The organism is Sagittula sp. P11 (assembly GCF_002814095.1).
Classification (GTDB): domain Bacteria; phylum Pseudomonadota; class Alphaproteobacteria; order Rhodobacterales; family Rhodobacteraceae; genus Sagittula.
The window spans coordinates 3,088,251-3,114,255 of the sequence record NZ_CP021913.1 but is presented as its reverse complement, the minus strand read 5'-3'; the positions used below and the strand labels follow the sequence as shown (position 1 = coordinate 3,114,255).

At 66.3% G+C, this 26,005-nt stretch carries 26 protein-coding genes; 6 read left to right on the top strand and 20 right to left on the bottom strand.

Annotation, left to right across the window (positions count from 1 at the left end):
• Positions 1–2 precede the first annotated feature (2 nt).
• Genes CDO87_RS15090 through CDO87_RS15070 form a run of 5 tightly spaced genes read right to left on the bottom strand, consistent with a single transcriptional unit; the run spans position 3 to position 5,662 of the window.
• The gene (locus tag CDO87_RS15090; protein ID WP_100929539.1) at positions 3–1,196 is read right to left on the bottom strand and encodes a CaiB/BaiF CoA-transferase family protein; all 1,194 of its coding nucleotides are present in this window, start codon (positions 1,194–1,196) and stop codon (positions 3–5) included.
• Positions 1,193–2,179 carry a CoA transferase gene (locus CDO87_RS15085; protein WP_100929538.1) on the bottom strand — a complete coding sequence of 329 codons (987 nt, stop codon included), beginning with the start codon at positions 2,177–2,179 and terminating at the stop codon, positions 1,193–1,195. Before CDO87_RS15085 ends, CDO87_RS15090 begins: the two co-directional genes overlap by 4 nt.
• Positions 2,176–3,357, bottom strand: coding sequence for a CaiB/BaiF CoA-transferase family protein (locus tag CDO87_RS15080; RefSeq protein WP_100929537.1), 1,182 nt, complete (start codon positions 3,355–3,357; stop codon positions 2,176–2,178). Before CDO87_RS15080 ends, CDO87_RS15085 begins: the two co-directional genes overlap by 4 nt.
• Complete coding sequence (locus tag CDO87_RS15075; protein WP_100929536.1) at positions 3,357–4,604, bottom strand: 2-hydroxyacyl-CoA dehydratase family protein; 1,248 nt, start codon at positions 4,602–4,604, stop codon at positions 3,357–3,359. Before CDO87_RS15075 ends, CDO87_RS15080 begins: the two co-directional genes overlap by 1 nt.
• The gene (locus tag CDO87_RS15070) at positions 4,601–5,662 is read right to left on the bottom strand and encodes a 2-hydroxyacyl-CoA dehydratase family protein (RefSeq protein ID WP_157815008.1); all 1,062 of its coding nucleotides are present in this window, start codon (positions 5,660–5,662) and stop codon (positions 4,601–4,603) included. The genes CDO87_RS15075 and CDO87_RS15070 overlap by 4 nt, the downstream gene beginning before the upstream one ends.
• 132 nt (positions 5,663–5,794) lie before the next feature.
• On the opposite strand from CDO87_RS15070, the gene CDO87_RS15065 reads away from it, so the two are divergent.
• On the top strand, positions 5,795–6,286 hold the full coding sequence (locus CDO87_RS15065; protein WP_157815007.1) for a MarR family winged helix-turn-helix transcriptional regulator: 492 nt from the start codon (positions 5,795–5,797) through the stop codon (positions 6,284–6,286).
• An 87-nt stretch (positions 6,287–6,373) separates the two neighbouring features.
• Entirely contained in the window at positions 6,374–7,546 is a 1,173-nt protein-coding gene (locus CDO87_RS15060; RefSeq protein ID WP_100929533.1) for a CaiB/BaiF CoA-transferase family protein, read from the top strand.
• Here CDO87_RS15060 and CDO87_RS15055 read toward each other — a convergent pair whose 3' ends face one another.
• From CDO87_RS15055 to glpD, 10 genes are all read right to left on the bottom strand, one after another.
• Entirely contained in the window at positions 7,547–8,197 is a 651-nt protein-coding gene (locus tag CDO87_RS15055; RefSeq protein ID WP_100929532.1) for a flavin reductase family protein, read from the bottom strand.
• 124 nt (positions 8,198–8,321) lie between these two features.
• Positions 8,322–9,806 carry a glycerol kinase GlpK gene (glpK, locus tag CDO87_RS15050; protein ID WP_100929531.1) on the bottom strand — a complete coding sequence of 495 codons (1,485 nt, stop codon included), beginning with the start codon at positions 9,804–9,806 and terminating at the stop codon, positions 8,322–8,324.
• A gap of 104 nt (positions 9,807–9,910) precedes the next feature.
• Positions 9,911–11,623, bottom strand: a complete 1,713-nt coding sequence (locus tag CDO87_RS15045; protein ID WP_100929530.1) for an ABC transporter substrate-binding protein — start codon at positions 11,621–11,623, stop codon at positions 9,911–9,913.
• A gap of 97 nt (positions 11,624–11,720) precedes the next feature.
• Positions 11,721–11,996, bottom strand: coding sequence for a DUF2160 domain-containing protein (locus CDO87_RS15040; protein WP_100929529.1), 276 nt, complete (start codon positions 11,994–11,996; stop codon positions 11,721–11,723).
• On the bottom strand, positions 11,996–12,265 hold the full coding sequence (locus CDO87_RS15035) for a hypothetical protein (RefSeq protein ID WP_100929528.1): 270 nt from the start codon (positions 12,263–12,265) through the stop codon (positions 11,996–11,998). The genes CDO87_RS15040 and CDO87_RS15035 overlap by 1 nt, the downstream gene beginning before the upstream one ends.
• Positions 12,265–13,155: a carbohydrate ABC transporter permease gene (locus CDO87_RS15030; RefSeq protein WP_198521734.1), complete on the bottom strand. Its 891-nt coding sequence runs from the start codon at positions 13,153–13,155 to the stop codon at positions 12,265–12,267. The genes CDO87_RS15035 and CDO87_RS15030 overlap by 1 nt, the downstream gene beginning before the upstream one ends.
• 3 nt (positions 13,156–13,158) lie before the next feature.
• Complete coding sequence (locus CDO87_RS15025; protein WP_100929527.1) at positions 13,159–14,028, bottom strand: carbohydrate ABC transporter permease; 870 nt, start codon at positions 14,026–14,028, stop codon at positions 13,159–13,161.
• Positions 14,028–15,128: an ABC transporter ATP-binding protein gene (locus tag CDO87_RS15020; RefSeq protein WP_100929526.1), complete on the bottom strand. Its 1,101-nt coding sequence runs from the start codon at positions 15,126–15,128 to the stop codon at positions 14,028–14,030. The genes CDO87_RS15025 and CDO87_RS15020 overlap by 1 nt, the downstream gene beginning before the upstream one ends.
• A gap of 11 nt (positions 15,129–15,139) precedes the next feature.
• On the bottom strand, positions 15,140–16,228 hold the full coding sequence (locus tag CDO87_RS15015; RefSeq protein ID WP_100929525.1) for an ABC transporter ATP-binding protein: 1,089 nt from the start codon (positions 16,226–16,228) through the stop codon (positions 15,140–15,142).
• A 13-nt stretch (positions 16,229–16,241) separates the two neighbouring features.
• The gene (gene glpD, locus CDO87_RS15010) at positions 16,242–17,840 is read right to left on the bottom strand and encodes a glycerol-3-phosphate dehydrogenase (RefSeq protein ID WP_100929524.1); all 1,599 of its coding nucleotides are present in this window, start codon (positions 17,838–17,840) and stop codon (positions 16,242–16,244) included.
• A gap of 260 nt (positions 17,841–18,100) precedes the next feature.
• Between glpD and CDO87_RS15005 the strand changes: the two genes are divergently transcribed.
• Entirely contained in the window at positions 18,101–18,862 is a 762-nt protein-coding gene (locus tag CDO87_RS15005) for a DeoR/GlpR family DNA-binding transcription regulator (protein ID WP_100929523.1), read from the top strand.
• Between the two features lie 45 nt (positions 18,863–18,907).
• On the opposite strand, the gene CDO87_RS15000 is transcribed toward CDO87_RS15005, so the two are convergent.
• The 4 genes from CDO87_RS15000 to CDO87_RS14985 are packed head-to-tail and all read right to left on the bottom strand — an operon-like array spanning position 18,908 to position 22,343.
• The gene (locus CDO87_RS15000) at positions 18,908–19,645 is read right to left on the bottom strand and encodes a GntR family transcriptional regulator (protein ID WP_100929522.1); all 738 of its coding nucleotides are present in this window, start codon (positions 19,643–19,645) and stop codon (positions 18,908–18,910) included.
• On the bottom strand, positions 19,646–20,497 hold the full coding sequence (locus tag CDO87_RS14995; RefSeq protein ID WP_100929521.1) for an ABC transporter permease: 852 nt from the start codon (positions 20,495–20,497) through the stop codon (positions 19,646–19,648).
• Positions 20,494–21,312, bottom strand: a complete 819-nt coding sequence (locus CDO87_RS14990; protein ID WP_100929520.1) for an ABC transporter ATP-binding protein — start codon at positions 21,310–21,312, stop codon at positions 20,494–20,496. The genes CDO87_RS14995 and CDO87_RS14990 overlap by 4 nt, the downstream gene beginning before the upstream one ends.
• Positions 21,312–22,343, bottom strand: a complete 1,032-nt coding sequence (locus CDO87_RS14985; protein ID WP_100929519.1) for an ABC transporter substrate-binding protein — start codon at positions 22,341–22,343, stop codon at positions 21,312–21,314. Before CDO87_RS14985 ends, CDO87_RS14990 begins: the two co-directional genes overlap by 1 nt.
• Before the next feature lie 225 nt (positions 22,344–22,568).
• Here CDO87_RS14985 and CDO87_RS14980 point away from each other — a divergent pair, with 225 nt between their 5' ends.
• Genes CDO87_RS14980 through CDO87_RS14970 form a run of 3 tightly spaced genes read left to right on the top strand, consistent with a single transcriptional unit; the run spans position 22,569 to position 24,990 of the window.
• Entirely contained in the window at positions 22,569–23,267 is a 699-nt protein-coding gene (locus tag CDO87_RS14980; protein WP_100929518.1) for a fumarylacetoacetate hydrolase family protein, read from the top strand.
• A gap of 24 nt (positions 23,268–23,291) precedes the next feature.
• Positions 23,292–24,158 carry an NAD(P)-dependent oxidoreductase gene (locus CDO87_RS14975; protein WP_100929517.1) on the top strand — a complete coding sequence of 289 codons (867 nt, stop codon included), beginning with the start codon at positions 23,292–23,294 and terminating at the stop codon, positions 24,156–24,158.
• Position 24,159: 1 nt separating this feature from the next.
• Positions 24,160–24,990: a sulfite exporter TauE/SafE family protein gene (locus tag CDO87_RS14970; protein ID WP_100929516.1), complete on the top strand. Its 831-nt coding sequence runs from the start codon at positions 24,160–24,162 to the stop codon at positions 24,988–24,990.
• A gap of 10 nt (positions 24,991–25,000) precedes the next feature.
• Here the strand turns inward: CDO87_RS14970 and CDO87_RS14965 are convergent, their stop codons facing one another.
• Complete coding sequence (locus tag CDO87_RS14965) at positions 25,001–25,933, bottom strand: LysR family transcriptional regulator (RefSeq protein ID WP_100929515.1); 933 nt, start codon at positions 25,931–25,933, stop codon at positions 25,001–25,003.
• Positions 25,934–26,005 lie beyond the last annotated feature (72 nt).

Genomic DNA, 26,005 nt, shown 5'->3' with positions numbered 1-26,005 from the left:
GTTCAGTGGGTCGCCGGGGTTGATGGCCCGGTCTGGTGCGCGGACGATGCCGCCAGCGCGTTTATCTGTGTGTCCGACAGGCCTGCGGCGCGCAGGACCTCGGCGGTATGGGTGCCCGGCAGGACGGCCGGGTGCGGGGTCTCGAACGGGCCGAGGCGGACCGGCGGGCCGGCCTGCGTCAGGGCGCCGCCCGGCGCGTCCAGCGCGACGACCATGCCGCGTGCGCGGAAATGCGGTTCGTTCAGGGCCTCGGCCAGAGTGTTGACCGGGGCGAACTGGGTTCCGGCCTTTTCGAGATGGTCCAGCCAGTGGGCACGGGGTTGGGTCGCGAAGATCGCCTGGAGGCCTTCGCGGATCTCGGCCCGGCGGGACGGGTCCATCTGCCATGCCGCGAACTCCGGCCGGCCCATGGCGGTGCAGAAGGCCTGCCAGTAGCGCGGTTCCATATCCGTCGTCACGAGCCACGCGCCATCGGCACAGCGCCAGAGGCCGAGGTCCGCCCGGCGCGCGCCCCTTGCGGGGAGGTCGGCGGGATCCTCGTAACGGGCGATGAGATTGGCCAGAAGCACCAGCGCACAGTCGGTCATGGCGACGTCCACATGCTGTCCCTGTCCCGTGGCACGGGCATGCATCACGGCGGCGAGCGTGGCAAAGGCGGCATGGGCGCCGGTCGCCACGTCGGCGGCAGCAAAACCCGGAAGGCCGGGGGCGTCGGGGTCCTCGCCGGTGCGGCTGAGGACACCGGCCAGCGCCAGTGCGACCGGATCGTGCCCCGGCTTGTCGCGCAGCGGGCCGGTCTGGCCGCAGAGCGTCAGGGACGTGTAGACCAGCGCCGGGTTGCCTTCGGACAGCGCCTCGTACCCGAGGCCGAGGCTGTTCAGCACGCCGGGCCGGTAATCCTCCACCACCACGTCGACCGTCGCGGCGAGGCGGCGCAGGGCGGCCTGCACGTCGGGGTCGCCGATGTCGAGGCAGACGGATTTCTTGCCCCGCGCCAGCATGTCCCGCGCCCGTTGCCGCGCGCGCCCGGCCTGATCCAGCCTGTCCCAGCCGAAGACCTTCGCCTGCTTGGCCAGTTCGCGGGGATGTTCGACGCGGATCACCTCGGCCCCCTGATCGGCCAGAAGCCACGTGCAGTAGGGCCCGGGCAGCAGCCGGGAGAAGTCGAGCACGCGGAGACCGGCCAGCGCGCTCATGTGCCCCTCCCCGGGTGCACGGCGAACAGCGGTCCCGGCACGCCGTCGGGGTCGAAGACCCCGCGCGCCTTCATCTGCGGGCTGTCCGGGACCTCCGACAGGCGGATGATCGGCGAAAGGCCCCAGCCGTGTTCGAGCGACCAGTCGCCGAGGGTCTTGCGATCGTGGCGGGCAAAGAAGGCCTCGACGATGGATTGCCAGCGCTCGATAGTCTCTTGCTCCGTATCGGCCACGAGGATCGCGTCCCAGTCGATCTCGGCCAGCTCGCCTGCCGCCCCTTCGGCCTGCATGACCCGGACAAGCGCCCGCATCATGCCGGGGTTGTCGATCATCGACCAGGTGATGAAGCCGTCCGCGCAAGGCCAGACCTGACGCACGCCGGACCTGCCCCGGACCAGCATGTTGCCGCGCCGCGTGCCGATGCGGCCGGTGTGTTCGTACATCACCGCCTCGCGGTAGTTGGCGAGCGCGGCGGCCTGCAGGGCAGAGAGCGTGATGCGCTGGCCTTCGCCGGTTTGCCGGCGCGCCCGGAGGCCCATCAGCGCCGCTGTCGCCGCCTGTATGGCGGTCAGGGCATACGCCTGTTCGCCGGGCAGGCGCAGTGGCGGGCGGTCGGGGGTGCCCGTGACGTGCATCAGCCCAGACTGCGCCATCAGCGTCAGGTCCGTCACCGGGCGCGGATTGTCAGGGAAGCCTGTGATGACCACGTGCACCAGCTCCCTTTGTTTTGCGGCAAGGGCGTCCACGTCGTCGCGCGGGCTGGAGCGACGGTCGTCGAGCAGGATATCGGCCTCTGCCAGAAGCTCTGCCAGCGGCGCGTCGCTGCGGGTCATGCCCTTGTGCCACGCCTTTTCGCGCGGCCCGGTCAGGGGCGCGGCCCCGGCCAGCACCACTTCGGCACCCAGACGAGCCAGCATGCTGCCGCCGAAATCGGCAAGGTGGTCGGCAAGGACCACGGCGCGGATACCGTCGAGCAGCATCATGCCAGTGCCCCCTCTGCCATGAGGCTGTCGATCTCGTCAGGCGTCAGGCCGATCTCGGCGAAGACCTCGGCGTTGTCGGCGCCAAGGCAAGGCGACGGGCCGACATGACCCGGGGTTGCGCTGAACCGGTAGGGCGGTGCGGGCATCTTCGCCGTGCCGATCACCGGGTGGTCCACGGACACGAAATGCCCCGCCGCGTTCAGCGCGGGGTGTTCCGACAAGCCCCTGCCGTCCAGCACGAGGGCAGCGGGCACGCCGGCCTTCACCAGCGTATCCTCCAGCGCGCCGCCGTCCATGGGGCGGGTGAGGTCGGTCAACGCGGCCTCCAGCGCGGCGCGGCTGGCGCGGCGTGCCTCTGCCGTGGGCCAGCGGTCATGAAGGTCCGGTGCGTCCAGAACCGTGCAGAGCGCCTGCCACTGGGCGTCGGTCTCGCAGGCGATGGCGATCCATCCGTCCGGGCCACAGGGGAAGACGCCATGCGGAGCCATTTCCGGATCGGCGTTGGCGGGCTTGTCGTCCGGCATTCCGGCAAAGAGGTCGCCCGCGACCTGCACCATCGCCTCGATCTGGCTGACGTCGACATGCACCCCCTGCCCCGTCCGGTCGCGATGTTCCAGTGCGGAGAGGATCGCAACGGTCAGCATCATGGGCGCCACCACGTCGCCATAGGCGAAGGGCGGCATGTGCGGCTCCGACCCCGGCCAGCCGGTCATGTCGCAATGCCCCGACCACGCCGCGGCGGAGTTGCCGTACCCCCGGAACCCGACCATCGGCCCGGTCCGCCCGGCGACCGACACGCTGGCGAGGATGATCCCGGGCCGCAACTGTTGCAAAGTTTCCCAGTCGAGGCCGATGCGGTCCATGTAGCCGGGGCCGAAATTCTCGACCACCACGTCCGCCCAGGCCACCAGCCGCTTCGCCACCTCGACCCCGCGGGGATCGGACAGGTTGATCGTGACGCTTTTCTTGGAGGTGTTGGTCTGGGCGAAGAAGACCGACGCGTCGGGCGATTTTCGGTCCCCGCCTGCGAAGGGCGGAGAGCGGCGGCCAAGGTCGAGGCGGCGGGCGGATTCCACCTTCACCACGGTGGCGCCGTTGTCGGCCAGGTCCTTCGTCGACCGCGGACCGGCGCCCACCCATGAGAAATCCGCCACCTTCAGCCCGTCGAGCGCACCCATCATCCGGCCTCCACCTCGTCCAGTTCTGCGCGCACCCGCGCCTCCATCGCCGCGCGGTCCCAGTCGCGCGGGTCCACCATGTCGGAGTGTATCTCGACCACGCGCACACCGGCAGCCTTCAGCGCCTCTCGCGCGAAATACGATCCGTAGCCCGAGAACCGGTCGTGTTCCGGCACCAGCATCACCGCCACGTCGATCCGCCAGCGCCGCGCCTCCTTCACCAGCCATTCGTTGACCCAGGGCGGCTGGTGCAACTGTTCGTTCATCGCCGAGACCCGCGCGGCGAGGGCGCGCAGCGGGTCGCCATGGTCGGCACGGATGTAGCCGTCCGCCGCAAACGGCAGGTACATCGACCAGCAGAAGACCGCGCCGTGGGTTTCTTCGAAGGCGGTGTAGAAGGACGTGTCGAACCACAGGCCCGCGCCGATCCACATCATGCGAATGCGTTCGCCGTCGCAGACCGCCTCGCCCCGCTCGATCCGCCCGGCCACCTCGTCGCGGAAGGCGCGGACATGGTCGAGCGCCCGGTCGGAACCACGGTGCCACTGCGGGATCATGACGTTGGGCATCTGTTCGGCGATGCCCACGGGGCACTTTTCGGCACCGGCGATCATGTCGGCGACGGTGTCGAGCATACGCTCCTGTTCGTCGATCCGGGCCATGTAGGCGGCGAAACCGTCGCGGTCGAAGTCCCGGCCCGACAGGCGTTCGAGGGCGGCGATCAGGATCTCCATCTCGGCCACCATGAGGTCGAGACGGGCCGATCCGTAGAGGTCTTCCCACCCCTCGCGGGCGCGCTCCCACCAGTCCGGCGCGGGGTCCGGCGTGGCGGGGGCCGAGAGCAGGTGCAGCTCTGCCCCGGTCAGCTCTGCCCAGCGTTGGAAGATGCGCGGGTGTTCGTCCGAACTGGCCCGCGCGCAGAGGATCGCGGGCGCGGGCAGACCCCCCCAGGGCTGCCGGTCGAAATCGCCTTCCATCTGCGCGATGAGCGGCAGGCTGGAATAGCGCGGCAGATGCGCATGGAACCCGAGCGCCACCATCCGGTCGAGGTAATGCGGCGCCAGTTGCTTGGCCGAGATCACCGCCGACCACCACTGGTTGGTGACCATGGGCACGTCCATGAAGTGGAACAGCTCGTGCGGGGTGTCGGCGTTGACGAAGGCAAAGGCCGCGCCGTCGGCGATCTGCCGACGCAGACCCTTCAGCCAGTCGCGCTGCCACGCGGTCGCCTCGGCCGCACAGGTCATGCCAGGGCCTCCGCGATGCGGCGGCGGGTCCTGTCCTGCCATGTGTCGTCCGGGCGGAACGGGCGGAAGCCAAGATCGAGGAAGCTTGCGCCTTGTGCCTCTGCCGCGCGGCGCAGGCCCGGCAGTTCCCAGCCGAAGGAATCGTCGGAGGCGTCGGTGCTGGCGATCACGAGGTCGGCACCCGCGATCCCGTCGTGCAGCGCACGGGTGAAACGCGCGGGCGGCGCGGCGCGGGTCGCCAGCGGGTCCGCCACGATCCGGCGCAGCAGGTCGGCCGCGTCCACCGGCTGCGGCGCGGCGCGGCCGTAGTCCTGAAGATCGGCGCACACCTGCCCGACCTCCGCGCAGAGGGTATGCAGCACGGGGATGTCGCAGGCGCTGCCGGTCAGCACGATGGACGGGCCGCGCCCCCGCGGCATCTCCCTTATCAGCGCCGCGTGCTGCGACGGCGTCAGCCAGCGCCCGGCGTTGCGCGCGACGAAGGCATCGGGGCCGCCGGGCGGCAAGGCGGCCAGGGCATCGGCCCTTCGGGTCTCCTCCGTTACGGCCCCGGCCAGACGGTCGGGGTCGAGCTTTGCGCCCAGCGTCTCTTCGAGGTGTGCCCTGAGGCGGTCGAGTTCGTGGCGATTGAAGGCCGCGACGGGCGCGCTGTCTGTGTGGAGCGCGTTCCACAGGTGCAACCGGGGGCCGCCCTGCGTCAGACGCCCCTGCCGCCGCAGCTCTGTCGCGTATTGATAGGCGGTGAGGCCTGCGACGTCGTCGCGGGCGAAGATCAGCGTGGCGTAGGGGGCGAAGGCGCCCGCAGCGAAGCGGTGCAGGAACCGGGTGGCGAAGGGGTCGAGGAAGTCTTCGGTCACCGAACGCACCAGATCGCTTGTCGGCCCCTCGGCCGCATCCGCCAGCGGTGGCGCCTTCACGTCCACCGCAAGACCGCCCAAAGCCGCGACCAGCGGCAGTGGCACGCCCTCGCCGAAGACACCGACCAGCGCCGCGCCGTCCGGGCGCACGCCATCGGCGCGCAGGTCGAAAGCTCTCTGCAAGGTCGCGTCAACCGGCATGTCGCCCTCCCCTGCGAACATGGCCCAACTTGGTTCATCTTGGAAACCTTTTGTCGGATCTGTCAACACCCATGTTTGACAATCCACCATGCTACGGCTTAGCGAATGAAAAAGCGGGGGATCACGCCGAAGATGACACAGCGACCTGGAAAAGACGGCGGTCCGGACCTTGGCCACCTGGCGACGGACATCTCCTTTGTCACCCGGCTTCTGCGGACGCGGATCCTCGAACGCAACGAGTCGTTCTTCGCCACGCACGCGGTGGCAGGCGGCGAGGTCGCGGTGCTTAATCTCATCGGGCTCAATCCGGGACTGACGCAGAAGGACCTTGCCAAAGCCGTCGTGCTCAGGAAATCCGCCCTTACAAAACTGGTGAACGAGATCGAACGCACCGGGCTGATCGAGCGCCGGAAGGAAGGCGCGGACAAGCGGCTGAACGCGCTCTACCTGACGGAGGCGGGCGAGGCACGGCTGGCGCGCATGCGGCCCGACATGGCCCGGCTGCAGGAGGAATTCCTGGCGCCGCTGTCCCCGGCAGAACGCGCGATGCTGTTCGAACTTCTGTGGCGCCTGATCGGAAGCGCGGTGACCGAAGACGGGGACACGGACCCTCACGCCTCTTGACAGAAGCTGCCTGACTGTTTCTTTTGGAAACCAAATACGCGGATGACCGTACAGGTCTGCGTGTGTGGAAACGTCGGGGAGGGACACATGGCGAAACCGCTCGAAGGCATTCGCATCGCGGACTTCAGCCATGTCATCGCGGGGCCGCTGGCGACCCAGTTCCTCAACCTGCTGGGCGCGGAGGTCATCAAGGTTGAACCGCCGGCGGGCGATCCGATGCGGTTCTACACGCGAGACCCGGCGCGGCGCGGCATGGCAGAGCCGTTCGTCGGCGCCAACGCGGGCAAGAAATCCATTGTTCTGGACCTCAAGTCCGACGCGGGCCTGTCGGCTGCACGGGCGCTGGTGGCCAGCGCCGACGTGGTGGTCGAGAACTTCCGGCCCGGCGTGGCGGAACGGCTGGGGCTTGGTGCCGACGCGCTGACCGGCGCACACCCTTCGCTGATCTACTGCTCCGTCTCCGGGTTTGGTCAGGACGGGCCGCTGCGCGATTTCCCGGCCATCGACCAGGTGATCCAGAGCGTTTCGGGCCTGATGCTGTTGTCGGGCCACGAAGGCGAGGCGGCGGAGCGCGTAGGCTTTCCCATCGTCGACACCTATTCCGCCCTGCTGTCGGCCTTTGCGATCCTCTCGGCGGTGCTGCAGCGGGAACGCGATCCCGCGCGCCGGGGGCAAGTGATCGATGTGTCGATGCTGGACGCGACGATGGTGATGATGAGTTCCGTGGTCGTGCCGCTGATGATGAGCGGGCAGACCCCGGTGCGCGCGGGCAATCGCGGCTTCTCCGGCGCGCCGACCGCCGACACCTTCCCCACCGCGGAGGGCGAGATCACCATCGGCGCGGTGCAGCAGGTGCAGGTGGAGCGGCTGTTCCGGGTGCTGGGCTGCATGTCGCTGCTGGACGATGCACGGTTCGCGACGCCTGAAGGCCGGATGACACATGACACCGAGTTGCGCGCGCTGCTGGTGGCGCGCTTCGACGAGCGCACCGCCTCCGAATGGGAGGCCGACCTCGCGGCGGCGGGGGTGCCCGCCGGGAAGGTCCGGCCATTGGGCGAAGCGATGGAGATGGAGCAGTTGCGCGACCGCGACCTGTTCCTCGACCTCGACGACGGGTCGCGCGTGCTGAACGCCGGTTTCCGCTTCAGGCACGACGGCCCCGGGGTCAGCGCCCCTGCCCCGTCGCTCGGCGCCGATACGGAGGAGGTGCTGTCCGCGCTCCGGATCGGGTCAGGGCAGGCGAAACGCCGGTTTTGGTGATCAGCTTTCCACTGTGCCGGACGTCGCCATGAACTGTTCGACTGTGGGCGTGACCCGTTCGAACTGGTCCAGTTGCCGGGCGTAGAGGTGGCCGCCAAGCCGCCCCACCGCGTCGATGCCGATCTGGTCGACGTACAGCGTTTCGGGATCGACGAGGGTTTCGCGCACGAACATCCGCTTGACCTCTCCCAGCACGATGACGCGCGCGGGCGTGACCGGCACGGTCTGCACGAGGTGGCATTCGAAGGCCGCGGGCGCGGCGGTGATGCGCGGGCTGCGCACGGTCTCGCCCGGAACGGTTGTCAGTCCCGCGACCGACAGCTCGTCCACGTCCGCCGGGAACTTGATCGAACAGATCTCCATCTGGTCCACCAGCGCGTGGTCGGAGATGTGGACCGTGAATTCCTTCGTGGCGAGGATGTTGGCCGCGGTGTCCTTCGGCGTGCCATCCGGCTTGTATTCGATCCCGATCGCCCTGATCGCCGGATCGTGGGTCAGGATGTTGAAGAAACTGAACGACCCGGCGTTGGGAATGCCGTCTTCGGACAGGGTGGTGATCAGGGCGATGGGCCGCGGGATGACCGTCCCGATCAGGAGCTTGTAGCGCTCCTTTGGGGTCAGTTCCGCGAAGTCGAAAGCGTGGCTGTTCATCGAGTGTCCTTCCGGCAGGCGCCTTACGGTCTGGCATCCGGCGCGGGCCGGGTCCAGTCACCGTGCCCCTGCACCGCCCTTCGGACCGTGCGAACGCCTGCGGAAGAAGCAAAGGGCCGGGTTGTCAGACGCTGATCGTCGCCTCGACCGCGCGGCGCCAGGCGGCGTATCTGGCGGTGCGCGTTTCCTCGGTGATCGCCGGGGTGAAGCTGCGCTCCAGCGCCCAGCCTTTCGCGAAAGCCTCCCTGTCCGGGTAGACCCCGGCCTTCTGCCCGGCCAGCCAGGCCGCGCCAAGCGCGGTCGTCTCGAGCACCTTGGGCCGGTCCACCCGCGCGCCGATGATGTCGGAGAGGAACTGCATGGCGAAGTCCGACGCGCTCATTCCGCCGTCCACCCGCAGCGTGGCCGAACCGGTCCCGTCCGTGCCCATGTCGGCCTGCATCGCGGTCAGCAGGTCGCGCGTCTGGTAGCCCACGCTTTCGAGCGCGGCGCGGGCGAACTCGGCGGGGCCGGAATTGCGGGTCAGCCCGAAGACCGCACCGCGGCAATCGGCATTCCAGTAGGGCGCGCCGAGGCCGGTGAAGGCCGGGACAAGCACGAGGTCCTGCGCCGGATCGGCCTGTTCGGCCAGGGCCTGCGTCTCGGCGGCGCCGCGGATGATCTTCAGCCCGTCGCGCAGCCATTGCACCACCGCGCCCGCAACGAAGATCGACCCTTCGAGCGCATAGGTCGGCTTGCCGTCAAGCTGGTAGGCGATGGTCGTCAGGAGGCGATTCTGCGACCGGACGGGCGTGTCGCCGGTGTTCAGCAGCGCAAAGCAGCCGGTGCCGTAGGTCGATTTCAGCATGCCGGGCCCGAAACACGCCTGCCCGACCGTCGCCGCCTGCTGGTCCCCGGCGATGCCGAGGATCGGGATCGGACGGCCGAACAGGTCCGGCCGTGTCTCGCCGAAGTCGGAGGCGCAGTCGCGCACTTCGGGCAGCATGTCCATGGGGATGCCCAGCCGGTCGCAGATGGTCCGCGACCACCGGCCCTTGCGGATGTCGTAAAGCATTGTGCGCGCGGCGTTGGTGGCGTCGGTGAGATGCACCTTGCCCCCTGTCAGGTTCCACAAGAGCCATGTGTCGACGGTGCCGAAGACAAGCTCCCCCGCCTCGGCCCGTGCCCGGACGCCGTCGACGTTGTCCAGCAGCCAGGCCAGTTTCGTGCCGGAGAAATAGGGATCGAGCAGCAACCCGGTGCGGTCGGTGACGACCTCTTCGAAGCCTTCCGCCTTCAGCGTCCGGCACATGCCGGAGGTGCGGCGGTCCTGCCAGACGATGGCGTTGTGAACGGGTTTGCCGGTCTTGCGGTCCCAGACCAGCGTGGTTTCGCGCTGGTTGGTGATGCCGATGGCGGCGATGTCGGTGGTGCCGGCCTTCTCGATGGCGGCGCGGCAGGTGGCGGCGGTGGTGGCCCAGAGGTCCGTCGCATCGTGCTCCACCCAGCCGCTGGCGGGGAAATGCTGGGGAAACTCTTCCTGCGCGGAGGCGACCGCCGTCATGGATGCGTCGAAGACGATGGCGCGGGTCGAGGTGGTGCCCTGGTCGATGGCCAGAATATGAGTCATGACCGCCTCTCCTCAAAGCGATGTCGGGGCGCCGTTGCGGCACGTCATGCGGGGGAATACGGGAAGACCGGGGCCCGATCAGGGGCCCCGGTCGATGAGACGGCTTACTGCCAGGACTGGATCAGCTCGTCGTAGCTGACGGTCTTGGGCTCTTCGTCTTCGTTTTCGAGCTTCGGATAGGGCGCGCCCGGCTGTTCGAACCAGTACTCGGCTTCACGCTCTTCGTTCAGCTTCGGACCGATATCGCCCTGGATGCCGGCACGCTCCAGACGCTCGAGCACACGCTCCTGGTCGGCGCACAGCGCGTCGAGGGCTTCCTGCGGGGTCTTGGCGCCGGACATGGCGTCACCGATGTTCTGCCACCAGAGCTGTGCCAGCTTCGGGTAGTCGGGCACGTTGGTGCCGGTCGGCGACCATGCCGTCCGTGCGGGAGAGCGGTAGAATTCCACCAGGCCGCCCAGCTTGTCGGCGCGCTCGGTGAAGCTCTCGTGCTGCACGGTGGACTCGCGGATGAAGGTCAGGCCCACGTGGGACTTCTTCACGTCCACGGTCTTGGAGGTGACGAACTGCGCGTAGAGCCATGCGGCCTTGGCGCGGTCTTCCGGGGTGGACTTCATCAGCGTCCAGGAACCGGCGTCCTGATAGCCGACCTTCTGGCCTTCCTTCCAGTAGACGCCGTGCGGGGACGGTGCCATGCGCCACTTGGGCGTGCCGTCCTCGTTCATCACCGGCAGACCCGGCTTCACGGTGTCCGCGGTGAAGGCGGTGTACCAGAACATCTGCTGGGCGATGTTGCCCTGCGCCGGGATCGGGCCTGCCTCCGAGAAGGTCATGCCTGCGGCCGCCGGGGGCGTGTAGTTCTCAAGCCACTCGATCGCCTTGGTGACGGCGTAGACCGCCGCGGGCGAGTTGGTCGCACCGCCGCGCGCCACGCAGGACCCCACCGGCTGGGACTGCTCGTTCACGCGGATGCCCCATTCGTCGACCGGAAGGCCGTTGGGTTCACCCACGTCGCCCATGCCGGCCATGGACATCCACGCATCGGTGTAACGCCAGCCGAGCGAGGGGTCCTTCTTGCCGTAGTCCATGTTGCCGAAGATCTCGCCCTCGACGCCCATGTGGCTGAGGTCGCGGCCGGTGAAGAACTCCGCGATGTCCTCGTAGGCCGACCAGTTGACCGGAACGCCCAGCTCGTAGCCGTACTTCTCCATGAAGTCGGCCTTGTTCTTCTCGTCGTTGAACCAGTCGTAGCGGAACCAGTAAAGGTTCGCGAACTGCTGGGTCGGAAGCTGGTAGACCTTGCCGTCCGGGCCGGTGGTGAAGCTGAGGCCGATGAAGTCCTCGAGGTCGAGACCGGGGTTGGTCACGTCCGCGCCTTCGTTGGCGATCCAGTCGGTCAGGTTGCGCACCTGCTGGTAGCGCCAGTGGGTGCCGATCAGGTCGGAGTCGTTGATGTAGGCGTCGTAGATGTTCTCGCCCGACTGCATCTGGGTCTGCAGCTTTTCGACCACGTCGCCTTCGCCGATCAGGTCGTGGGTGACGTTGATGCCGGTGATCGCGGTGAAGGCCGGGGCAAGCACCTGGCTTTCATACTCGTGCGTGGTGATGGTTTCGGACACCACCTTGATGTCCATGCCCTGGAAGGGCTGGGCCGCGTCGACGAAGAACTGCATCTCCGCCTCCTGCTCCTCGCGGGTGAGCGACGACATGTCGCCGATCTCCTCGTCGAGGAACGCGCGCGCGGCGTCCATGTCGGCAAAGGCCGGACCCGCAAGGATCAGCAGCGCCGCCGTGGTTGATTTCAACTTGTAGTTCATGTTCGGTTTCCTCCCATATCAGAACCGTTTTTATTCCGAGGATCTTGTGTTCCGTCGTGGCCGGGTCTCCTCGTGCCCCGGTCACTCAGGCCTGTGTCTACACCCAGCGGAAAACCGCGGCGGCGTAGACGAGACAGACGATGAGGGCGTAAGGCTGCGTGTCCGGCCCCACGAGGCCGAGCCACGCGAGATTGATGAAGGCCGAGCCGAGCAGCGTGATGAAGAGCCGGTCGCCGCGCGTCGTCTCGATCTTGAGGACGCCCATGCGGGGCCGTTCGGGAAACCTGATCGCCAGAAAGGTGAAGACGATCAGCAGCGACGCGATGACCATGAAGAAGATCGCCGTCGGCCAGGTCCATGCCATCCAGTCCATTAGAAACCTCTCTCTAGTAGAGCAGTAATGTGCGGATTTTCGCCAACCGAATAGGTAAGGTCGGCATGGCCGGGCTTCCGGACCGTTAACACACTGTCCTCGCCTTTCATCTCTGCTAACTCGGCATTTTCGATGTCTAGCGGCGTCAAAAACTCTTTAAGTGCCTCACGCATATGGCCTTCGATATCGATGTCGCCTGGCAATCGATACGACTTTAAGACCTCAACGCCGTCGTAAATCTCAACGATAAATTCCAGTTGATCAGCCATCACACCCTCCCCAGGGCAAAGCCCTTGGCGATGTAGTTGCGGACGAAGTAGATCACGAGCGCGCCGGGCACGATGGTCAGGATGCCCGCTGCGGCGAGCACGCCCCAGTCGATGCCCGAAGCGCCTTGGGTGCGGGTCATGATTGCGGCGATGGGCTTTGCGTCCACAGTCGTCAGCGTGCGCGACAGCAGCAGTTCCACCCACGAGAACATGAAGCAGAAGAAGGCCGCGACGCCGATGCCGGAGGCAATGAGCGGCGTGAAGATCTTCACGAAGAAGGCGCCGAACGAGTAGCCGTCGATATAGGCGGTCTCGTCGATCTCCTTCGGGACGCCGCGCATGAAGCCTTCGAGGATCCAGACCGCAAGCGGCACGTTGAACAGGCAGTGCGCCAGCGCCACGGCGATGTGCGTATCGAAGAGGCCCACCGACGAATAGAGCTGGAAGAACGGCAGCGCGAAGACGGCCGGGGGCGCCATGCGGTTGGTGAGCAGCCAGAAGAACAGATGCTTGTCGCCCATGAAGTGATAGCGCGAGAAGGCATAGGCCGCGGGCAGCGCCACCGCGAGGCTGATGACCGTGTTCATCACCACGTAGATCAGCGAGTTCACGTAGCCCATGTACCACGCCGGATCGGTGAGGATCGTGCGGTAGTTGTCGAGCGTCAGGTCCCGCGGCCAGAGCGTGAAGGAGTTCAGGATCTCCGTGTTGGTCTTCAGGCTCATGTTCAGCAGCCAGTAGATCGGCAGCAGCAGGAACAGCAGGTAAAGCGTCATCACCACCGCGGAGCCGCTGGGCCGGAAGGGCTGGCGCGTCCTGGCCTTCGTGCGTTTTGCGGTCACGTCGCCCGGCAGGGACGCGGCACCGGGGGCAGAGGTCGTATCGGCCATCGGTCAGCCCTCCCTTTTGTCGAGGTTCGTCATCACGGTGTAGAACACCCAGGAAATCGCGAGGATCACGAGGAAGTACATCAGCGAGAAGGCTGCCGCCGGTCCGAGGTCAAACTGTCCCAGCGCCATCTTCACGAGGTCGATGGACAGGAGCGTGGTAGCGTTGCCGGGTCCGCCGCCGGTGACGACGAAGGGCTCGGTGTAGATCATGAAGCTGTCCATGAAGCGCAGCAGGATCGCGATCATCAGGACGCCCATCATCTTGGGCAGCTCAATGAAGCGGAACACCTTCCAGCGCGACGCCTGGTCGATCTTGGCCGCCTGGTAGTAGGCGTCGGGGATCGACTTCAGACCGGCATAGGCCAGGAGTGCGACCAGCGAGGTCCAGTGCCAGACGTCCATGACGATGATGGTGATCCAGGCCGCGACCGTGTCCTGCGTGTAGTTGTAGCTGATCCCGATGGCGTCGAGAGTGTAGCCCAGCAGGCCGATGTCGACGCGGCCGAATATCTGCCAGATGGTGCCGACCACGTTCCACGGGATGAGCAGCGGCAGGGACATGAGTACGAGGCACAGGCTCGACCAGAAGCCGCGCTTGGGCATGTTGAGCGCCACGAAGATGCCCAGCGGGATCTCGATCGCGAGGATGATGGCCGAGAACATGAGCTGGCGCCCCAGCGCGTTCCACATGCGCTCGGAAGAAAGCATTTCCTCGAACCATTCGAGACCGGCCCAGAAGAACTGGTTGTTCCCGAAGGTGTCCTGAACGGAGTAGTTGACCACCGTCATCAGCGGGATCACCGCCGAGAAGGCGACCAGCAGCAGGACGGGAAGGACAAGGAACCAGGCCTTCTGATTGACTGTCTTATCCATCACGCGGCCTCCCCTGCCGGTGCGCTCCGCCCGAGGGGGGCGACACGCCAGTCGTTGGCGTAGACGTTGACGTGGTCCGGATCGAAGACGACGCGGTTCATGTCGGTGCTGACCTGCTCGTCCTCTCCGGCGATGATGTTGATGTCGTGGCCGAAGACCTCGGCCCGGATGATCTTGTGACGGCCCACGTCCTCCACCCGGTTCACGGTGACCGGCAGCCCCTCCGTCTGGCTGAGGCGGACGTATTCGGGGCGGACACCGATCTCCACCCGCCCGTCGAGCGGCCCGTAGCCATGGGCCAGCGGGATGCTGGCGCCGTCGAGATGGGCGGTGGAACCCTCGACCCGCGCCGGGATGACGTTCATGCCCGGCGAGCCGATGAAGTATCCGACGAAGGTGTGCTCGGGCCGCTCGAAGAGTTCCTCGGGCGTGCCGATCTGCACCACGCGCCCGTCGTACATCACAACGACCTTGTCGGCGAAGGTCAGCGCCTCCGTCTGGTCGTGGGTGACGTAGATCATCGTGTGGCCGAAATCGTGGTGCAGCTTCTTGAGCTGCGTGCGGAGTTCCCACTTCATGTGCGGGTCGATGACGGTCAGCGGCTCATCGAAGAGCAGCGCGTTCACGTCCTTGCGCACCATGCCCCGCCCGAGGCTGATCTTCTGCTTGGCATCCGCCGTAAGGCCGCGGGCCTTCTTCTTCAGCATGTCCTCCATGCCGATCATGCGGGCGATTTCCTGAACTCGTTCAGCGACATAGGATTCGTCCCGCCCCCTGTTGCGCAGCGGGAAGGCAAGGTTGTCCTGCACGGTCATCGTGTCGTAGACGACCGGGAACTGGAAGACCTGCGCGATGTTGCGCTCTGCCGTGGGCGCGTGTGTGACGTCCTGCCCATCGAACAGGATGCGCCCCTGGCTGGGATGCAGCAGGCCCGAGATGATGTTGAGCAGCGTGGATTTCCCGCAGCCCGAGGCGCCGAGCAGCGCGTAGGCGGCGCCGTCGTCCCAGTCGTGGTTCAGTTCCTTCAGGGCAAAGTCGTCCTCGCCCGTCGGGTTCGGCAGGTAGGAGTGGGCGAGGTTGTCGAGCGTGATCTTGGCCATTGTCCCCTCCCTCAGGCTGCCAGCGCGTAGGCGGCGGGTGCGACGAGATTGCCGTCTTCGCCGAAGATGTAGATGTGGCGCGGGTCGAGCCAGACACTCAGCTCCTCGCCAAGCGACAGGTGGTGGACGCCGTGGATCAGGCCGACCCAGCGCTCGCCGTGGTGGTCGAGATGCACGAAGGTCTCCGATCCGGTCAGTTCGGTCACGCCGAGCGTCGCCTTGAATTCGATGGCTTCGGCAGCGTGGCGCATGATTTCGAGGTGGTTGGGCCGGAAACCCGCCGTGTATCGGCCATCGGCCAGCGTCGCGATCTGGCCCGTGGCCGGTGCGGTCTGACCGTCGCCGAACGCGATCTCGTTGCCGGTCTTGGTGATCTGCAGGAAGTTCATCGGCGGATCGCTGAAGACGCGCGCTGTCGTCGCATCGACCGGCTGGCGATAGACCGAGGGGGTCGGGCCGAATTGCGTGATCCGCCCTTCCCAGAGCGTCGCGACGTGGCCGCCCAGCAGCAGCGCCTCTTCCGGTTCCGTCGTGGCGTAGACGAAGATGCTGCCCGATGCCTCGAAGATCTTCGGGATCTCGACGCGCAATTCCTCGCGCAGCTTGTAGTCGAGGTTGGCCAGCGGTTCGTCCAGCAGCACCAGCCCGGCGTTCTTGACCAGGGCCCGCGCCAGGGCGCAGCGCTGCTGCTGCCCGCCGGACAGTTCCAGCGGCTTGCGGTCGAGCATCGGGCCGAGCTTCATCATCTCGGCGGTCTCGCGCACGCGGCGGTCGATCTCGGCCTTGTCGGCCCCCATCAGCTTCATCGGGGACGCGATGTTGTCGTAGACGGTCATCGACGGGTAGTTGATGAACTGCTGGTAGACCATGGCGACCTTGCGGTCCTGCACGCGCTGCCCGGTCACGTCCTCGCCGTTCCAGAACACCTTGCCGGTGGCCGGCACGTCGAGCCCGGCCATCAGCCGCATCAGAGACGTCTTGCCCGAAAGCGTCGGCCCCAGAAGGACGTTCATCGTGCCCTTTTCCAACGTCAGGTCGGTGGGGTAGATGTGCGTCTGCCCCTCCACGATCTTGGACACGCCCTTCAGTTCCAGCGTCATCCGGTCCTCCTCGTCATTCGGCCGCCGCAGAGGCGCCGCGCCGGTTCTGCGTCATCCATGTGTTCAGTTCCTCGATTTGCGCGCGATCCAGCCGGAGCCCCAGCTTGTTTCGGCGCCAGACCACGTCTTCGGCGGTGCGGGCAAATTCGCGGTCCATCAGCCAGTTCACTTCCGCCTCGGTCATCGTGGCACCGAAGTCGCGGCCAAGGTCCGTGGCCGCCTTCGCGTCGCCGAGGACCTTTGCGGCTTCGGTGCCGTAGGCCCGGACAAGGCGCTTCGCCCAGAAGTCGGTCAGGAAGGGATATTTCACCTTCAGCGCGCCGATCTGGTCCGCCACGCCCGTCACCGGGAAATCCCCGCCCGGCAGCGGAACGCCCGCCGTCCATGCGCCCTTCGTCACCGTCAGTTGCGCGCCGATCTTCTCGAGCGCGCTTTCGGCGAGGCGGCGATAGGTGGTGATCTTGCCGCCGAAGATGTTGAGCATCGGCGCGCCGGTGCTGGTGTCGACCTTCAGCGTGTAATCCCGTGTCGCCGCCGTGGCGCTGCTGGCCCCGTCGTCGTACAGCGGACGCACGCCGGAATAGGTCCAGACCACGTCTTCGTCGGTCAGGTCCTTGCGGAAGTAGTGGTTGGCGAAGTCGATCAGGTAGCGGCGTTCTTCCGGGGTGCATTCCGGCTTCACCGACGGATCTTCGTGCTCGGCATCAGTGGTGCCGATCAGGGTAAAGTCGGTCTCGTAGGGGATCGAGAAGATGATCCGCCCGTCCGTGCCCTGGAAGAAGTAGCACTTGTCGTGGTCGTAGAGGCGCCTGGTGACGATGTGGCTGCCGCGCACAAGGCGGACGCCCTCGCGCGAATTCACCCGCACCTTGGTCTGAATGATGTCGCCGACCCAGGGCCCGCCCGCGTTCACCAGCATCCGCGCCTTGTGCGCCCGCGTCTCGCCCGTCTCGGCATCGACCGTCTCGATATGCCAGAGACCGTCTTCGCTGCGGGCCGACTGGACCTTGGTCCGGGTCAGGATCTCTGCCCCGCGCGCCGCCGCGTCGCGGGCGTTCAGCACGACCAGCCGGGAATCCTCGATCCAGCAGTCGGAGTATTCGTAGGCCTTCTCGAAACGGTCCTCCAGCGGCGCGCCTTCGGGGGCGGAGCGCAGGTCGACTGTCGAGGTCCCTGGCAGGATCTTACGACCGCCCAGATTGTCGTACATGAACAGGCCCAGCCGGATCAGCCACGCCGGGCGGCGGCCCTTCATCCACGGCATGAACAGGCTGAGCAGCTTCGAGGTCGGCGTCTCCGACTCGAAGCGCATGTCCTTGTGGTAGGGCAGCACGAAGCGCATCGGCCAGCTGATGTGCGGCATGGCGCTCAGCAGCACCTCGCGCTCGATCAGGGCTTCGCGGACCAGACGGAATTCGAAGTATTCGAGGTAGCGCAGACCGCCGTGGAACAGCTTGGTGGAAGACGAGGACGTGGCAGAGGCGAGATCGTTCATCTCGGCCAGGGTCACAGACAGGCCGCGGCCCGTGGCATCGCGTGCGATGCCGCATCCGTTGATGCCGCCACCGATGATGAAAAGATCGGTAACCGTATCGGCTGCGGTCTGCGTCACGCGATTCCTCCCCTAATGCGCGTATCTTCATCATTTATGTTCACAAAGCGCACGCCATGCAAGCGTTTTCTTTCGCTTTTGTTCGTTTTGAAATTCTTTGACTGTCCAAGGACTTACCATCGCGGCCCTGTCCGGCGCGCAGACGGACCGCTACAAAACGAAGGTTGAAGGTTGCGAAATTGCGCGTTTGAGGCGACGTTTCCGGAAGCGTCTGCCGATGGTCAGGCAGGCGGCGAAGTTGCCATTCGAAAGAAACGAACGTGTCCCAAACATTCCGCCATCCGGAGATTCTCGACATCGTCCGCCGCGACGGCAAGGTCACCGTGGACGGGCTGGCCGCGCATTTCGGCGTAACCCTGCAGACCATCCGCCGCGACCTGACCGACCTCGCCGAAGCCGGGCGGCTGGAACGGGTGCACGGCGGCGCGGTCCTGCCATCCGGGACGACCAACATCGAATACGGCGAACGGCGGTCGCTCAACCGCGAGGCCAAGCGCGCCATCGCGCTGGCCTGCGCCGAACAGGTGCCCAACGCCATCTCGCTGTTCCTGAGCATCGGCACCTCGACAGAAGCCGTGGCGGAGGAATTGCTCCATCACGAGAACCTGATGGTCGTCACCAACAACATGAACGTGGCCAACATCCTTGCCGCGAACCCGCGGTGCGAGATCTTCCTGACCGGCGGACAGTTGCGCCGCGCCGATGGCGGTCTGGTGGGCAACCTGGCGGCAGAGACCATCCGGCAGTTCAAGTTCGACCTGGCGGTGATCGGTTGTTCGGCGCTGGACCGCGACGGCGACCTCTTGGATTTCGACATTCAGGAGGTCAGCGTGAACCAGGCCATCCTGCGCCATTCGCGCAAGACCTTCCTCGTGGCGGACCAGACCAAGTTCGCCCGAACGGCCCCGGCGCGCATCGCCTCCCTGTCGGATGTGGATGCGTTCTTTACCGACAAGCCCCTGCCGCCAAGCCTTGCCGCGCAGTGCAAGACATGGGGCACACGCGTCGTCACGCCGAAGTGACACGACGACGGGCCGCCCTGCCCCGCTGACGGGCGTTCAACTCGTTCAGTTGGCGGATTTCGCGGCCAGCCCGATCACATCCTCGCGCTCGTCGGGAATGACGTGCCGCAGGCCGCTGAGCGTGGTCCGGTAGTGGTCCGCCAGGAGGTCGCAGGCCCGGTCCGGATCGTGCTCCAGCACCGCGTCCAGAAGCGCCTGATGTTCGGCGGCCGCCCCTTCGCGCCGCGCGCGGCTGGGGTTGGTGTTCATCGACAGGTTCCGGTAGCGCACCGCCTGATCCATCATCGTCGAACAGAAGTTCAGCAGCCAGGACGACTCGCAGCGCGACAGCAGGAGCAGGTGGAACTCCTTGTGCCGCTCTTCCCATTCCTCCGCCGCTTCGCGCCCGGCCTCCGCCGGAAGACGTCGATGGGTGCGGGTCAGCCGGTGACAGCTGACGACCAGGGCCTCTTCCCAGGCCTCGTCGCCGTTGGCCATCGACTCCCGCAGGGCCAGCGTCTCCAGCCAGATCCGCGTCTTCACCAGTTCCTCGAGGTTGGCCATCGAGATCGCGGTGACGAAGAACCCCCGGTGGCTCTTGCGCTCCACCAGCCCCTCCGAGGACAGGCGGTTGAGCGCCTCGCGCAGCGGCACGGAGCCGATGCCGTAGCGCGACGACAGGACATCCACCTGGATCTTGTCGTTGGGGAAAAGCTCTCCGTTCAGGATGTCGCGGCGGACCAGGTCATAGGCCTGTTCCGACAGGTTCCTGACGTCGTGTGCCTTTCCCTCGTGTGCGCTCATTCAGCCGATACCTCCGGGCTTGGACGACTTGTTCCAGAAGACGAAGTAGCGCTGCATCCAGACCACGGTGAAGTAGAGCGCGAGGCCGAGAAGGCTGAGATAGAGGATCAGCGCGAAGACCCGCGGCGTATCGAGCTGGCTGGCCGATTGCCGGATCAGCGCGCCGAAGCCCTTGCCGCCGCCCAGGAATTCGCCGGTGATCGCCCCCGCCATGACACCCACGGCCGCGATCTTGAGGCCGGTGAAGATGTAGGGAAGACCGGTCGGCAGCTTCAGCCGGATGAGGGTCTGTATGCGGCTTGCGCCCATGGACTTGAAGAGCATCCGTTCGTTGTCGGTTGCCGCATATAGGCCAGCGGCCGTCGCGACCACAATCGGAAATGTCGCGATGAAGGCGGCCAGCGCGACCTTCGAGGCGATGTCGAAACCGAGCCAGGCAATGAACAGCGGCGCGAAGGCGACCTTCGGCATGGTGTCGATGGCGACGAGGTAGGGCATCACCGCGCGCTCGCCGAACTTCGTCTCGCCGACAAGGACGCCCAGCGAAAACCCGATGCTCACCGCGATGGCAAAGCCGTAGAAGACGGTGCGCGTCGTGGTCCAGAGCGCCTCGAGCATGTAGCCGCCGCTCAGGAGGTTCTCGCCGACAAAGCCCAGGTCCGCGAGGGTTTCGGCAGGCGTCGGCAGGATAATGGCAGAGACCCAGCCCATGCGGGTAACGATGTCCCAGATGCCGACCACCAGAACAAAGAGGAAGGTCATCGCCACCCAGCGCGGGATGCGGTCGATGAAGGCTTCGCGTTCTTCCCAGACGGTGTCTTCCAGCTGGTAGGCGTTGGTCGTGTCGGTCATTCGTGGGCCTCCTTCCCGAGGAGTTCGCGGATATGGGCGACGATCTCGCCGAACCTCGGCGTGTTGATCATTTCGAGCGTCCGGGGGCGCGGCAGGTCGATGCGCACGTCCTCCATCACGCGTCCGGGCCGCGCCGCCATGACGAGGATGCGATCCGACAGGATCACCGCCTCGTCGAGCGAGTGCGTGACAAGGAAAGCTGTCGCGCCCCGTTCCTGGCAGATGCGCTGCAGCTCCATGTTCATGAAGTCGCGTGTGAGTTCGTCCAGCGCAGAGAACGGCTCGTCCAGCAGGAGCATCGCCGGATCGGCCACCAGCATCCGGCAGATCGAGGCGCGCTGCGCCATGCCGCCGGACAATTCACCGGGATAGACATCCGCGAAGTCGCCGAGGCCCACCAGTTCGAGCAGGTCCATGGCGCGGGCACGGGCGGCCTTGGCGGCGCCCCTGCCCTCGCGGATCTCGATCGGCAGAACGATGTTCTCGATCGTGGTCTTCCACGGCAGCAGGGTCGCCTGCTGGAACATCATGCCGATGTCGGGCCGGGGCCCGAGCACGGGCCGCCCGTCGAGAACGACGCGGCCCGTGGTAGGGGGCACGAGCCCCGCCATGATCTTGAGGAGTGTCGATTTCCCGCAGCCGGACGAGCCGATCACGGAAACGAACTCCCCCTTGTGAATCTGAAGAAACACATCGGAGAGTGCCGTCACGCTATTGCTGGCATACGTCTTCGACAACCGTTCGATCTGATAGACCGGCTGGGTCTGGTGAACGGTCAGGTCCGGTCGGATCGGGCGAGGCTCGGCCATTGGCATCAGGAGTTCCAGACCGGCACGAACTCGTTGGTGTAGACCGCCGACAGGTCCTCCAGCGGCTCTGACAGGGCGCCCGAGGCGACGGCGGAATCGTGGATCGCCTGCCAGTGCTCCGGCGGCTGGTAGCCGTAGCCCTTGTCGATGAAGGCGTCCGTGGGTGTCATGCGGTCCACCACGCCGTCGAACAGCGAGGAGGCGTATTCCTGCTCGGCCTCCTGCGGGTTGCCGGCGGCACAGTGCGCAAGGCAGGTTTCCTTGTTGGCCGGGTCCGAGGCGAAGACCGTGCCGCGCACCAGTGCCCGACCGAAGGCCGGCGCCAGTTCCGGCATTTCCGCCATCTGGCTTTCGAGCATGGCGATGCCGTTGCCGAAGAAGCCCAGGTATTCCTCGGGCGTGATCTCGCGCAGGTTCAGGCCGCGCGCCGCGAGGATGGCCGCATCCGACACCGCGCCCGCGTAGGAGTTGACCTCGTCCCGCAGGAACGCCACCGCCGCCGTGCCGCCGTCACCGACCGGCAGGTAGGTGAAGTCCTCGCCCGGCGTCATGCCCAGATCGGCCATGATGGCGCTGGTGAAGGAGACCTCCGCCCCGTCCGCCGTGCCGACACCGATCACCGTGCCCTTCAGGTCCTCGGGCGTCTGGAAGGTGCTGTCTTCCTTGACCAGAAGGCCGAAGACCGACTTCGGATAGAGGTTGTACAGGAACTTCACGTCGACGCCGCGGGACCGCGCACCGAGCGTCGGCCCCGGTCCGGGGGCGCCGACATGCGCCTGACCGGCGGTCATCGCCTGCAGCACGGCGGACGATCCGTCGATGGCCTCGAGCGTCGGGGTAAAGCCTTCCTCCTCGAAGTAGCCCTCCCCCACGGCGACCCAGTAGGGCAGCCAGGTCAGCGCCGACGGGTTCGGCACGGCAAAGGTGATCGCGGTCTGCGCCCGGACGATGGCGGGGGTGCCAAGGGCCGCGACGGTCGCACTGCCAAGCGCAAGCTGGCCGAATCCGCGGCGGGTGATGTGACGTCTTTTGGTCATCAGTTTTCTCCTCCCAGTCGGCTGTTCTCCGCATCGATGGATTCGCGCGGACCAGCCAGATTTGAGGTTATACGATTCTATCCCCATATCAAAATATTATAAAAAACGTCTCGAATGCCGGTTTATTATCTTGAACTGGAGCGGCATCCGCTGAATCCTGAGACAAGCGCGAGTCGCCGGCCGCCTTTCGCGGCGTCGGCAGCGCAGGGTACGAGGAGGACGTCCATGACCACTTTCGCCGTTTCGCCCCCAGAGGAGGCGTATCTCGACATCACCGGGTCGGAAGAGAAATTCCCGGTGCGCCGCATCTACTGCATCGGCAAGAACTACGTAGCGCATATCATCGAGATGAACGCCGACGAGCGGGACCCGCCGGTGATCTTCATGAAGCCGCGGGATGCGATCGTCCGGAACGGCGGGGAAATCCCCTACCCGGTGTTCACCACCAACTTCCACTACGAGACCGAGCTGGTCGTGGCGCTGAAATCCGGCGGCTACAACATCGCGGAGAAGGACGCCTCGGGCCACATCTTCGGCTATGCCGTGGGCCTCGACATGACCCGCCGCGACCACCAGGCCGAGGCGCTGGCCAAGGGCCTGCCGTGGGAAGTCACCAAGGCCTTCGACAAGTCCGCGCCAGTGGGTCCGGTCACCCGCGTGGAAGACACCGGCGTCATGACCTCCGGCCACGTGAAACTGAAGGTGAACGGCGAGACGCGTCAGGATGCCGACATCTCCCTGCTGATCTGGAAGATCGACGAGATCATCTCGAAGCTCTCCGAGCAGCATGAGCTGAAAGCGGGCGACATCATCATGACGGGCACGCCCGCAGGTGTCGGCGCCGTGGTGTCCGGCGACGTGCTGGAATGCTCGGTCGACGGGCTGGAGCCGATGAAGGTGACGATCGGCGCCCCCGCCGCCTGAACCGAAACCGGAAAGGAGACTGTCATGGCGAAAATCGCGATCATCGGAACCGGGCGCATGGGCACGGCCTTCGCCAGACGGCTTCTCGAAACCGGCAACGACGTCGTGGTCTGGAACCGGACCGCGGAGAACACGGCGGCCGCTTCCGATGCCGGGGCGGAAGTGGCCGAAACGCTGGACGCGCTCAAGGGCAGCGACGCGATCCTGCTGTCACTGACCGACGCGGATGCAGTCGGCGCGGTTGCCGAGCAGCTTTGCGCGGGCGGCCTGTCGGGCCACCTGGTCATCGACACCTCCACCCTGCTGCCGGACGACACCCGGCGCATCGCCGAAACCTTCACCGCCGCCGGTGCGGACTACGTGGACTGCCCGGTCGGCGGCACCGTGGGACCGGCGTTGAAGGGCCAGCTTCTGGGCATGGCGGGCGGTACGGAGGCGGGCTTTGCCAAGGCGAAACCGATCATGGAGCAGCTCTGCAAGCGGGTGGAGCATCTCGGCCCCGCAGGCTCCGGCGCGCACATGAAGCTGGCGGTCAACCTGCCCCTCGCGATGTACTGGAAGACCCTTGCCGAGGCGCTGACCCTGCTGGAGGACAGCGGCATCCCGAACGATGTCGCCATCTCGATGATCGCGGACAGTTCCGCGGGGCCGGCTGTCCTGAAGAACCGAGCGCAGGTGGTGGTCGACACGCTGAACGGCACGGACCAGCCGGGCACCTTCGACCTGAACGGATTGATGAAGGACCTCGGGCTGGCGCTTCAACACGCCGCGCTCAAGGACAGGCCAATGCCCTTGTCGGAGGCCACGCGCGCGGGCTACGAAAAGGCGATTGCGGCGGGCCTCGGCGGCTGCGACGGCGCGAGCCTGACGAAATTCCTTCTGGACCGGTGACTTGGACATACTAGCCAACCAAACAGTATTGATAGAGATTGCGGCGGCGCTCGTTCTGGCGGGCGCCGCCATAGGTTTCCTGGCCGGTCTCTTTGGCGTCGGCGGCGGGGCGATCTCCGTCCCCGTCTTCTACGAGATCTTCGGCGTGCTCGGGTATCCGCCCGAGGTCGCTATGCCCGTCGCCGTTGGCACCTCGCTGGCCGTCATCATCCCCACCTCCATCGTCTCGGCCCGAGCTCACAACGCGAAGGGCACCCTCGACATGGCGATCCTGAAGACATGGGCGGTGCCGGTCCTGATCGGCGTGATGCTCGGCTCCTTCATCGCGCGCTATGCCGCACCGGAGGTCTTCCAGGCCGTCTTCGTGATCATCGCCACCGTCAACGCGGTGAAGCTTTTGCGCAAGGGCAAGAGCTGGCAACTGCGCGACACGCTGCCCGGGCCATTGGTCATGCGGCTGGGCGGTGGCGGCATCGGCCTCGTCTCGGCGATCATGGGGATCGGCGGCGGTGCGGTGTCGAACCTGTTCCTCACGCTGCACGGCGTGCCGATCCATCGCGCGGTCTCGACCTCTGCGGGCGTGGGCGTGCTGATCGCCATTCCGGGGACCATCGGCTACATCCTTGCGGGGATGGGCAAGGAGGGCCTGCCGCCCGCATCGCTGGGCTTCGTCTCGCTCGCCGCCTTCGCGCTCACCATTCCGACATCGCTGCTGACCACCCGTTTCGGCGTTGCCATGGCCCACCGGATGGAGCGGCGCTCGCTCGAACTGGCCTTCGGCACTTTCCTTGCGCTGGTCGCGTTGCGCTTCCTCTACGCGCTGTTTGCCTGACCGCTGCGGGTCACGACGTCCGCGCCGTGACCTCTTCGACGCAAGCGCTGATCTCGCGCATCATGACCTTGGACACGGTGGTGCAGATCCGTGGCAGGGTGCGTTTCACGCTGAGCGCGAGGCTGATCGACTGGCTGCGGACCTGCGCGTCGGAGATCGGTATGGCCACCATCCTTCCGCTCGTCAGTTCCGCCGCCGCGTCCAGTTGCGACGTCAGCGCGAGGTGCGTGCCTGCTCCCACGAGCTGTTTCAGCAGTTGCAGCGAATTGGTGACCACCGGCGGCTGCGCGTCGGCGAAGAGCCAGGTATGGCGCGCCTCCAGCATCCGGCGGATGGCGAGCGCGCGGCTCTGCACCACCAGCGGATAGGCCCGCACCTCCTTGATCTGGATCGACGTGCGTGACGCCGCCGGGTGGTCCGGCGCACAGACACAGACCAGAGGCAGGTCGGCGGACCACAGGATGTGCAGGTCCCGCGTCGGACGCAGGTTGAACCCAAGCACAAGGTCCGCCAGACCGTCGACCACGGCCGCCACCGCATCGTCGGGGGTCATGATCTCCACCTCGACCTGCACCCTTGAGAACTCCTCGGCTATGGCGGCAAGGATGCGCGGCAAAGGCCCGTTGGCGAGGCTGTCCATCGTCGCCAGCCGGACGAGGCCAAGGTCGATCCCCTGCATCTGCTTCACGTCCGACAGGATGGCGTTCTCGTCCGCCCGCCAGCGCCGCGACAGGACGATGAACATCTCGCCCGCCGCCGTCGTCTCCATCCCGGTGCTCTGGCGGTCGAAAAGCTGCAGGTCCAGCCGGTCCTCCAACAGCTTGATCTGCCGGTCGATGGCCGACGCGGAAATGCCGAGCGCCCGCGACGCCGCCTGGATCGAGCCGTTCTCTGCCACCGCTTCGACGTAGCGCAGGACGCGGGGCACGAGGTGCAGGGACATTGTCACGCCTATCCTAATTTTTCGAATGGAGTGTGGCTTTTTATATTATGGAAAGCAACGCCGCGAATCTTC

What these genes read in the sequence shown, in the direction of transcription:
- CDO87_RS15030 (WP_198521734.1), bottom strand. Translation starts at nt 13,155, where the DNA reads ATGGCCGATACGACCTCTGCCCCCGGTGCCGCGTCCCTGCCGGGCGAC.
- CDO87_RS15065 (WP_157815007.1), top strand. Translation starts at nt 5,795, where the DNA reads ATGACACAGCGACCTGGAAAAGACGGCGGTCCGGACCTTGGCCACCTG.
- CDO87_RS14985 (WP_100929519.1), bottom strand. Translation starts at nt 22,343, where the DNA reads ATGACCAAAAGACGTCACATCACCCGCCGCGGATTCGGCCAGCTTGCG.
- CDO87_RS14980 (WP_100929518.1), top strand. Translation starts at nt 22,569, where the DNA reads ATGACCACTTTCGCCGTTTCGCCCCCAGAGGAGGCGTATCTCGACATC.
- CDO87_RS15055 (WP_100929532.1), bottom strand. Translation starts at nt 8,197, where the DNA reads ATGAACAGCCACGCTTTCGACTTCGCGGAACTGACCCCAAAGGAGCGC.
- CDO87_RS14995 (WP_100929521.1), bottom strand. Translation starts at nt 20,497, where the DNA reads ATGACCGACACGACCAACGCCTACCAGCTGGAAGACACCGTCTGGGAA.
- CDO87_RS15060 (WP_100929533.1), top strand. Translation starts at nt 6,374, where the DNA reads ATGGCGAAACCGCTCGAAGGCATTCGCATCGCGGACTTCAGCCATGTC.
- CDO87_RS15015 (WP_100929525.1), bottom strand. Translation starts at nt 16,228, where the DNA reads ATGACGCTGGAACTGAAGGGCGTGTCCAAGATCGTGGAGGGGCAGACG.
- CDO87_RS15040 (WP_100929529.1), bottom strand. Translation starts at nt 11,996, where the DNA reads ATGGACTGGATGGCATGGACCTGGCCGACGGCGATCTTCTTCATGGTC.
- CDO87_RS15090 (WP_100929539.1), bottom strand. Translation starts at nt 1,196, where the DNA reads ATGAGCGCGCTGGCCGGTCTCCGCGTGCTCGACTTCTCCCGGCTGCTG.
- CDO87_RS14965 (WP_100929515.1), bottom strand. Translation starts at nt 25,933, where the DNA reads ATGTCCCTGCACCTCGTGCCCCGCGTCCTGCGCTACGTCGAAGCGGTG.
- CDO87_RS15000 (WP_100929522.1), bottom strand. Translation starts at nt 19,645, where the DNA reads ATGAGCGCACACGAGGGAAAGGCACACGACGTCAGGAACCTGTCGGAA.
- CDO87_RS15070 (WP_157815008.1), bottom strand. Translation starts at nt 5,662, where the DNA reads ATGCCGGTTGACGCGACCTTGCAGAGAGCTTTCGACCTGCGCGCCGAT.
- CDO87_RS15075 (WP_100929536.1), bottom strand. Translation starts at nt 4,604, where the DNA reads ATGACCTGTGCGGCCGAGGCGACCGCGTGGCAGCGCGACTGGCTGAAG.
- CDO87_RS15080 (WP_100929537.1), bottom strand. Translation starts at nt 3,357, where the DNA reads ATGGGTGCGCTCGACGGGCTGAAGGTGGCGGATTTCTCATGGGTGGGC.
- CDO87_RS14990 (WP_100929520.1), bottom strand. Translation starts at nt 21,312, where the DNA reads ATGCCAATGGCCGAGCCTCGCCCGATCCGACCGGACCTGACCGTTCAC.
- CDO87_RS15085 (WP_100929538.1), bottom strand. Translation starts at nt 2,179, where the DNA reads ATGATGCTGCTCGACGGTATCCGCGCCGTGGTCCTTGCCGACCACCTT.
- CDO87_RS15045 (WP_100929530.1), bottom strand. Translation starts at nt 11,623, where the DNA reads ATGAACTACAAGTTGAAATCAACCACGGCGGCGCTGCTGATCCTTGCG.
- CDO87_RS15035 (WP_100929528.1), bottom strand. Translation starts at nt 12,265, where the DNA reads ATGGCTGATCAACTGGAATTTATCGTTGAGATTTACGACGGCGTTGAG.
- CDO87_RS14975 (WP_100929517.1), top strand. Translation starts at nt 23,292, where the DNA reads ATGGCGAAAATCGCGATCATCGGAACCGGGCGCATGGGCACGGCCTTC.
- CDO87_RS15025 (WP_100929527.1), bottom strand. Translation starts at nt 14,028, where the DNA reads ATGGATAAGACAGTCAATCAGAAGGCCTGGTTCCTTGTCCTTCCCGTC.
- glpK (WP_100929531.1), bottom strand. Translation starts at nt 9,806, where the DNA reads ATGACTCATATTCTGGCCATCGACCAGGGCACCACCTCGACCCGCGCC.
- CDO87_RS15020 (WP_100929526.1), bottom strand. Translation starts at nt 15,128, where the DNA reads ATGGCCAAGATCACGCTCGACAACCTCGCCCACTCCTACCTGCCGAAC.